This window comes from Nostoc sp. KVJ20, from assembly GCF_001712795.1.
Taxonomy (GTDB): Bacteria; Cyanobacteriota; Cyanobacteriia; order Cyanobacteriales; family Nostocaceae; genus Nostoc.
Map to the genome: position 1 here is coordinate 20,856 of NZ_KV757751.1, position 8,149 is coordinate 29,004.

Annotated in this window: 8 protein-coding genes; 6 read left to right on the forward strand and 2 right to left on the reverse strand. The window is 41.3% G+C overall.

Annotation, left to right across the window (positions count from 1 at the left end; translation table 11 throughout):
* The first annotated feature begins 143 nt into the window (after window positions 1–143).
* Window positions 144–1,550, forward strand: a complete 1,407-nt coding sequence (gene rlmD / locus A4S05_RS34585; RefSeq protein WP_069074288.1) for a 23S rRNA (uracil(1939)-C(5))-methyltransferase RlmD — start codon at window positions 144–146, stop codon at window positions 1,548–1,550.
* Between the two features lie 390 nt (window positions 1,551–1,940).
* Window positions 1,941–2,390 carry an ATP-binding protein gene (locus A4S05_RS34590; protein WP_069074289.1) on the forward strand — a complete coding sequence of 150 codons (450 nt, stop codon included), beginning with the start codon at window positions 1,941–1,943 and terminating at the stop codon, window positions 2,388–2,390.
* A gap of 120 nt (window positions 2,391–2,510) precedes the next feature.
* On the opposite strand, the gene A4S05_RS34595 is transcribed toward A4S05_RS34590, so the two are convergent.
* Window positions 2,511–2,786: a DUF6439 family protein gene (locus A4S05_RS34595; protein WP_041565907.1), complete on the reverse strand. Its 276-nt coding sequence runs from the start codon at window positions 2,784–2,786 to the stop codon at window positions 2,511–2,513.
* A 125-nt stretch (window positions 2,787–2,911) separates the two neighbouring features.
* Between A4S05_RS34595 and A4S05_RS34600 the strand changes: the two genes are divergently transcribed.
* A complete protein-coding gene (locus A4S05_RS34600; RefSeq protein WP_069074290.1) occupies window positions 2,912–3,274 on the forward strand; it encodes a sll0565 family protein in 363 nt (120 codons plus the stop codon).
* A gap of 88 nt (window positions 3,275–3,362) precedes the next feature.
* Window positions 3,363–4,754: an asparagine--tRNA ligase gene (gene asnS / locus A4S05_RS34605; RefSeq protein WP_069074291.1), complete on the forward strand. Its 1,392-nt coding sequence runs from the start codon at window positions 3,363–3,365 to the stop codon at window positions 4,752–4,754.
* Between the two features lie 141 nt (window positions 4,755–4,895).
* Here the strand turns inward: asnS and A4S05_RS34610 are convergent, their stop codons facing one another.
* Complete coding sequence (locus A4S05_RS34610; RefSeq protein WP_069074292.1) at window positions 4,896–5,702, reverse strand: Rpn family recombination-promoting nuclease/putative transposase; 807 nt, start codon at window positions 5,700–5,702, stop codon at window positions 4,896–4,898.
* A gap of 168 nt (window positions 5,703–5,870) precedes the next feature.
* Here A4S05_RS34610 and A4S05_RS34615 point away from each other — a divergent pair, with 168 nt between their 5' ends.
* On the forward strand, window positions 5,871–6,347 hold the full coding sequence (locus tag A4S05_RS34615; protein WP_256091363.1) for a chemotaxis protein CheW: 477 nt from the start codon (window positions 5,871–5,873) through the stop codon (window positions 6,345–6,347).
* Between the two features lie 21 nt (window positions 6,348–6,368).
* Window positions 6,369–7,640, forward strand: a complete 1,272-nt coding sequence (locus tag A4S05_RS34620) for a CheR family methyltransferase (RefSeq protein ID WP_069074294.1) — start codon at window positions 6,369–6,371, stop codon at window positions 7,638–7,640.
* Window positions 7,641–8,149 lie beyond the last annotated feature (509 nt).

An 8,149-nucleotide genomic window follows, 5' to 3' on the forward strand; every position in this document is an offset into this window, starting at 1 on the left:
TGTATTGAATTTATCTATTTAGGGGTGTGGGGACTGAAGAAGGGAATAGGTAACAGGTTACAGGGTACAGATTATTCCCTATCACCTGTTACCTGTCACCTGATCCCAATGACTAATGACCAATGACCAATGACTAATGACCAATGACTAAAATAATTTGGCAACAGGGTGAATTAATTGAAGTGACGATCGCTAATCTGAGTGATACAGGCGATGGTGTGGGACGCGCTGATGAGCGTGTTGTGTTTGTCCCAGATACTCTTCCAGGCGATCGCGCCATTGTCCGCTTAGTACATGTTAAACCCAAATATGGCCACGGTAAGCTCCAACAGCTATTAGAACCATCCCCACATCGGATTAGACCTAGCTGTATTGTGGCTGACAAGTGCGGTGGTTGCCAGTGGCAGCATATTAGCTATGATTACCAGCTAGCAGCAAAGCAAAATCAAGTTATCCAAGCAATAGAGCGCATTGGCGGTTTTATCCAACCACCTGTAGATCCGGTACTCGCTGCCCCTTCTGCTTTGGGCTACCGTAACAAATCTACATATCCTCTAGGCACATCAGCAACAGGACAAGTACAGGCTGGTTACTATCAAAAAGGTAGTCATCAATTAATTAACTTAAATCAATGTCCAGTCCAAGACGCGCGATTAAATCCCTTACTTGCCGAAGTTAAGCAGGATATTCAACAGCAAGGCTGGCAAATTTATGACGAACAGCGCCACCAAGGAAAAATTCGCCATCTCAGTTTACGCATTGGCCGACACACTGGAGAAATGTTGCTGACTTTGGTGGTGAAGGACTGGAATTTATCAGGAATTGAAACCCAAGCCCAGGAATGGTTAAAGCGCTATCCGCAGTTAGTGGGAGTGTCGCTCAACCGCAATGGCGATCGCACAAATGCTATCTTTGGATCAGAAACCCGTTGCATCGCTGGAATCCCCCACCTGCGTGAAAATTTTGCTGGACTGGAATTTCAAGTACGCCCAGATACATTTTTCCAAGTGTACACAGAAACAGCAGAGGCACTATTGCAGGTAATTCAATCAGAACTCAATCTTCAAGGGCATGAGTTGCTAGTTGATGCCTACTGTGGTATTGGGACTTTAACTTTACCCCTCGCCAAAAAAGTACGTATTGCTACAGGATTAGAAGTGCAATCAGCAGCAGTAGAACAAGCTATTTTGAATGCCCACCGCAACGAAATTGATAATGTGACATTCCAAGTAGGCGCTGTAGAGAAATTGCTTCCAAAAATGGGCACAATACCAGAAGTAGTAATACTCGATCCGCCACGTAAGGGGTGCGATCGCGCTGTCATCGACACTTTACGGCAATTGAAACCATCTCGGATCGTTTACGTCAGCTGTAAAGTAGCCACCCTCGCCCGCGACCTGAAATTACTTTGTCAAGACGGGCTATATACTATCACACGGGTGCAACCTGCCGATTTTTTTCCTCAAACGGCTCATGTTGAAGCTGCTGCCTTTCTTGTGTTATCACATTTAGACCAGGGTAGTAATTCCTTTAAAAAAACTGAAATTTGAAATTTTTAGTTTAGTGCATACCAAAGATGCTAGAATTGAATTAATCCAAAAATAGAAATTCATTTTGTTTAAATAAATTCAAGTTGCATAGGTTCTTAAAAATATGAAGTGGATTGTGTAAATGAAAAATCGGCAACTAGCTAGAGTATATAAATACTCTTTAAACTTAACAGCATATTTTTAATTTGCTGACTTCATTATCAAAGTTATTCCAGCCGTCATATATCTGAATAATCCCAACTCATACTATAGAGCCAATGCTCCCTAGCATTTTCAAAATTTAGTTTTAAAGACGCAAGTTTGAAGGCAGCATGACCACCTCAAGTTTTATCAGGGTGCCTGTAATAGCAAACTGATGTCTAGCTAACTGAAAGCTATGGGGTTTCTCTTGTGATTACTATTTCACTCCGTCCAGTTGGACGTTCTTGGGGCACTATTAGTTTTGCCTCAACCCTCTACCTTTGTCCCATATTAGATTTATTGTTGGCAGAAATTCCAGCAAAATTGCAAGCAGAACTGCGGTTAGGACTTCAAGAAGCCCTAGTAAATGCAGCTAAACATGGAAATAATCTTGATCCAAGTAAAACAGTTGTAGTTCGTTTTTCCTTAATAGATAATCAATATTGGTGGATAATATCAGACCAGGGTAGTGGCTTTACTCCCTCATCCACTAGTAATGAAGAACCAACAGACTATCTTCCACCAGATGAGTCAGAAAATGGTCGTGGTTTATGTCTTCTGCATCAAATTTTTGATCAGGTAGAGTGGAACCGCAAAGGCACAGAATTGAGGCTTTGTAAACAAATGGAAAATCGCCGTGGATTATCTCTGCGACGATAAGAGGGGAATAGTGAGTGGGGAGTGGGGAGTGGGGAAGGTTATTGATTAGTTGTTTTTTACTAACTATTCCCTATTCCCTATTCCCTATTCTCTATCCCCTATTCTCTATCCCCTACTTCCCTACTTCCCGTGAGTTGGGCAGGGAGGCGCAGAAATGGAGCGATCTAACCAACCAATTGCTTGCTCTAATCTGGCTTGAGCTTCTTGTGGCTGATTTTTTAAAAGATACACAATCGCTGCTGCCACTTGTTCATTAGCGCGGGAATTGCGGTTAGACTTGAGGCGATGCCAATCGTTAGGGGAAATACTCAGTCTTTCCATCAGGGCTTGAGCTAGTTCCAGAGTACTAAGTTCATTCAGTTGACTGGTTTTCGGCAGCTGGGTAGATTGAGACATAATTATAAGTCCTTTGTCTTTTGTTCTTCGTCCTTTGTCCTTCGTCCTTTGAAAAATTACCAATGACAAATGACTAATGACTAATGACAATTGGTTAAGATTTAATCTTAGTTTACTACCTGTACATGAAGCCGCCAAAACAATCACAGTCGTCAGCAGAAAATCAAGAACCGGATTTTGAACAAGAACTAGAGGAAGTAGAGCGATCGCTCCTATCCTTAAAAGAACGTTACGATCAAGTGCAACGCGATCGCCAACAACAGGCACAATGGCAACAGCGTCGGGATCAATTAAAGCACAATAAATCTCAGACACCAGAAATCAAAGCAGAGTTACGGCAAATTCAACGACAGTTGGAAATGCTAGAACTAAACTTAGAAAGCCAGTTATTTTCTTGGCGTAGTCTCAAAAAACCTTTCTGGCAAGTCGTCCGCTTTGGTGGAATGGGCGTTATCATAGGCTGGATATTAAAGTCTTATGCTGGATAAATCCAACTTTGGATTTTGGATTGGGTTAAATAGTTAAGATTCTTTAATATTTGTACTTCTAACATTGACGAAATATAAGTTGTAAAATATGGCAAATCGACGGATTGCAGAAATATTGCGAAGTGGCCAACCTGATGAATCCCTCCAAGTGCAAGGCTGGGTGCGGACGAAACGCGAATCCAAAGGGTTTGCTTTTATTGAAGTCAATGACGGCTCATCACTAGCTAATTTGCAAGTCGTCATTAATCAGGATTTGCCAGATTACGAAGCTATCTTGAAAAAATTGAATACGGGTGCTGCTGTTGAAGCGACAGGGCTACTAGTGGCTTCTCTTGGTAAAGGACAGCGAATTGAATTGAAAGCCGAGACAGTGAAAGTTTACGGTGAAGCTGATCCCGATACATATCCCCTGCAAAAGAAACGCCATTCCTTTGAGTTTCTGCGAACAATTGGACATTTGCGATCGCGCACTAATTCCTTTGGTGCAGTTTTCCGCGTCAGAAATGCTTGTTCGGCAGCAATTCATCAATTTTTCCAAGAAAGAGGCTTTTTGTGGGTACATACACCCATCATCACCGCTAGCGACTGCGAAGGTGCGGGTGAACTGTTTAGCGTCACCAGTTTGGATTTAAAGAATATTCCCCGCACAGAAAACCAAGCAGTAGATTACAGTCAAGACTTTTTTGCTAAACCCACATATTTAACAGTTAGCGGCCAGTTGGAAGCGGAAGTGATGGCGATGGCGTTTTCTAACGTCTACACCTTTGGCCCTACCTTCCGTGCAGAAAATTCCAACACCTCCCGTCACTTAGCAGAATTTTGGATGGTTGAGCCGGAAATGGCTTTTTGTGACTTAGAAGGCGATATGGATTTAGCTGAGGCATTTCTCAAACACATCTTTAAATATGTGTTGGAAACTTGCCCAGAAGACATGGAGTTTTTCAATGAACGCATTGATAAATCTGTGTTGGCAACAGCCGAAAATATAATTAATAATCAGTTTGAACGCTTAACTTATACAGAAGCTATCAAACTTTTAGAAAAAGCTGATGTTAAATTTGAATATCCTGTGAGTTGGGGTTTAGATTTACAATCAGAACACGAACGCTACCTAGCTGAACAGCAGTTTAAAAAGCCAGTAATTGTTACAGATTATCCAGCGCAAATCAAAGCATTTTATATGCGTTTGAACGACGATGAAAAAACCGTCCGCGCAATGGATATTCTCGCACCGAAAATTGGCGAAATTGTCGGCGGTTCCCAGCGCGAAGAACGCCTAGAAGTTCTAGAACGCCGTGTATTAGCGCAAGGATTAAACCCAGAAGACTTATGGTGGTATCTTGATTTGCGTCGTTATGGTACTGTTCCTCATGCGGGTTTTGGGTTGGGTTTTGAACGACTCGTGCAATTTATGACTGGTATGGGAAATATTCGTGATGTGATTCCCTTTCCGCGTACACCCCAAAGTGCTGAGTTTTAGTTTGAGAATTTGAAACTCAGGTGATTAAAAATCGCGCCTTTCCAAACCAAGTGCGTCTGCGCGGATTAATAAAAACTTTGAAACCCGCGAATGCGGGTTTTGTTTGTATAGGCACGTGTTTTCTAAAGCGATTAATTAAAATTAAGATTTTTGAATCTCCTCTTGCAAAAGTTGAACTTGCTCAATAGATAATTCAGTAACTTGAGCAATTTGTTCTAAACTCATTCCAATTCGCAGCAAATTTAAAGCCAATTTTCTTGTTGTTTCTGCTTTACCTTCTGCTTTACCTTTGGCTTCGCCTTCTTCTAGGATTTGTTGATAAATGACTGATTCGCGCATAATCTCACTCCTTAAAATCTTGCTAATTACATCTTTATTTAATACCAGACCTGCTAAAATGCCACTGGCAGCAGCTATATTTCTTTGTAGCTGGCGATGCCTGCGGCGGGCTACGCCTACGCTAATCGCTTCAACCGCTTTGGCTACTTGGGTTAATACCATTGTAGGATCGTTTGTCTGACTTAGCACGGCAAAGGGTAATAGACCTGGAATACTCAAAAACCTTTCTGTTGGTTGTTCCCACAGGCGTATTACTTCAAACTGATGGTAAGTGTTGTTTAATCTAAAAGTGTTTTCACTAACTAATTGTGAACTTGTTTTTCTCAAATAGATTACTATTTGACGCATTTCTTTGTTAGGAAAGCGGCGATAAACCCTAACCCGATAATCTAACATCCGAAAGGGAATATCTTCATCAGGGTCTGTTTGAAATTCGGTATGTAGAACTAAATCATCAGATTGCAATAAAATTAACGAATCTGCGCGAATTGGTTCGCTTGATAATTCAGTAGGGCTAAGTTCTGTTAATTTAATCGGTGAACCTAGCAACCAAGTTGCCAAATCATCTTTGAAGTTTTCGGCAATGAATTTACAGATGTTGTCATACATGGCAGCTTTAAAGAATGGGTATCATGTATTGCTGATAAAAATTAAATTTGTTAGTCTTGGGTTTCCTTGCGTCAACCCAACCTACTATTACTAGACATCCTATGATAGGTGTCTTGCATAGTCTACAAGTAATACAAAAGCTAGCACTGGAGATGTAAATTAGTGTTAATGTTACTTCTCAACATTGGAAATGAGCGATATGCCATAGAAAGCCGACAGGTTATAGAAGTAATACCACTTGTTGTACTCAAAAGTTTGCCCCACCAGCCTGAGCATATCGCTGGTGTTTTTAACTATCGGGGACGCATTGTACCAGTAATCGATTTATGTCAGTTGATGCGTGGTAAACCCTCCAGTGAGTATCTGAGTACTAGGATTGTATTAGTCAATTATTGGGGGAGTAATAATACAGAACTTCAAGCTCCCTATATTTTGGGTTTAATGACAGAACAAGTTGTAGAAACATTACATAAGTCTGAGTCTAAATTTGCTGATTCCAATATCCAGATAGATACAGCGCCATATTTGGGCAAAATGATTGTAGATGATCGAGGGATGATTCAGTGTCTTCGCATTGAGTATTTATTGTCAGAAGCGCAGCAAGTCAATCTCTTGCTAGAAAGTCATCACAATACTAAATTTTAGATTGGTCTGAAGATTCTATAAATGGCACAATCTGTTATTGAGGCTTTACTAAAAAGCAAGATTGGTTTGGATGCAAATTCTATTGGTACTGATGCGATCGCAAGTGCAATTTATCAACGCATGGCAGATTGCGGGATCACGGATATTGCTCACTATCTGGGGAAGTTACAGGTATCTACCCAGGAATGGGAAGCACTGATTGACACTGTAATTGTTCCAGAAACTTGGTTTTTCCGAGAACCAGAGTCTTTTGCATTTCTGAAGCATTACGTATTATCTGAGTGGTTGCCAAAAAATCCCCAGGGTGTGCTGCGGGTTTTGAGTGTACCCTGTGCAACCGGTGAAGAACCATATTCCATTGCGCTCGCTCTTTTGGAAGCAGGATTAAATTCGACAAACATTCACATCGATGCTGTTGATATTAGCAACAAGTGCCTGTCAAAAGCCCAACGAGCAATCTACAGTCAATACTCGTTTCGCGGCAATAGCCAATCGTTTCAAGAGCGCTATTTTCAGGCAACTGAGGTAGGATATCGCCTGTGCGAACAGGTGAAAAGTATGGTGAATTTTATGAATGGCAACTTGGCAGATCCGGCTTTTCTTGCTGACACACCGCTTTACGATCTAGTCTTTTGCCGTAACCTGTTGATTTACTTCGATGTGACAACAAAAGAGCGCACCATTCAAGTCCTAGAAAGGTTGCTAAGGCCAAAAGGCTTGCTATTTGTGGGACACGCTGAAACTTGGTTATTGTTTAAAACTCAATTAATCTCAGTTCGTCAAGATTCAGTAGTTGCTCATCGAAAGTCTACACCGGGCGAAAATGTTCGCAAAAATCATCATCCAAATATTCATAAACAAGGCATCACAGGCAAAAATATAGATGTTCTCAACAAGCGACATCTGCCGAAAAAAAATAATTCTAAGTTTGTCGCCCAAGAGAGGTTAAGTGTTGCTTCTCAGAATCCGATATTGCCAATAGAACTAAAAGTAAATTTGTTAGAAACAGCCAGAGCTTTAGCCGATCAAGGTCGATTAGATGAGGCGGTTAAACTATGCAACGATTATCTCAACCAAAATCAAGTGAGTACTGAAGCATATCTTTTACTAGGTCAGGTGCAGCAAGCGATGGCACAAAATGAGCGGGCGGCACAATCTTTTCAAAAAGCAATTTATTTACAACCTACTCACCAAGAAGCGCTGACTCATCTGGCATTACTCAAAGAACATCAAGGAAATGCGGATAGTGCTAATCTTCTCTGGCAACGAATTCACCGATTAAATAATTCGTAATTCGTAATGACGCTCCTGCGTCGCTAACGCTGCGCTAACGTAATTCGTAATTACGTTTTTAGGACTAGAAATGTGTAGGTTGGGTTGAGGAATGAAAGCCAACCTATGAATATAGCGGTTCTTGTTTGTGTGCAATAGACTTTGACCTCTCTCCTAAAAGGCTACGGTGTACACACAAGTCAAAAAAAGATCAATTTCGCGTTATTCTCTCGTTTATCTCGTTCCTATGCTCTGCATAGGAATGCCTGATTAGAGGCTCTGCCTCTAGTCAGATATTGAGTCAGAGACTCAATGAATGCATTCCCAGTCTCCGACTGGGAACGAGGAAATGCTTATCAAGCTAGGTTTTTAGGACTTGTGTGTACACCGTAGGCTTGCGGGGAGGGGAGACAAAGCATAGCTTGGGCGGGGTGGGGTTCTTTCTTATTTTTGATTTATGCAAGAGGCCTCATCATTGCCTGAGAAATTGCTGTGAATTAACTAAATTTTCTCAAGGGATAAATTCATGA